Here is a 325-nt window from a genome sequence, read left to right on the forward strand (position 1 = left end):
CGCTCAGGAAGATAGACAGAACGGCAGTGGCCGAATATTTTTGCTGAACACGAGCCATCTGTTCGCGCTTCGGCGACTTGCGTTCGTTGTCGGTGCGACAACCATTCGCACTTCAGCGACATTAAGCGTTCGCGCTCATGCGAACGGCATTCGCGATTGTGCGATTTGCCGTTCGTTTTCGCGCGCGCGGCGCATCTTGCGGACGATTTTCATGATCGCATCTGCGACGAGAACTTTATTCAATTCGCGAACCGCTTCATTCTTGATGCCGATGCAGCTGAGGAATACGTTCTCAATGATCCCGATAACGAACGGTCCGTGAAGG

At 53.2% G+C, this 325-nt stretch carries 1 protein-coding gene; it reads right to left on the reverse strand.

Annotation, left to right across the window (positions count from 1 at the left end; all coding sequences use genetic code 11):
- Positions 1 to 135: 135 nt before the first annotated feature.
- Positions 136 to 325: hypothetical protein (locus tag H6A60_RS12950; protein ID WP_205105274.1), on the reverse strand; the 190-nt coding region annotated here is incomplete at its 5' end.

This window comes from Sutterella massiliensis (assembly GCF_016899755.1).
GTDB lineage: Bacteria > Pseudomonadota > Gammaproteobacteria > Burkholderiales > Burkholderiaceae_F > Sutterella > Sutterella massiliensis.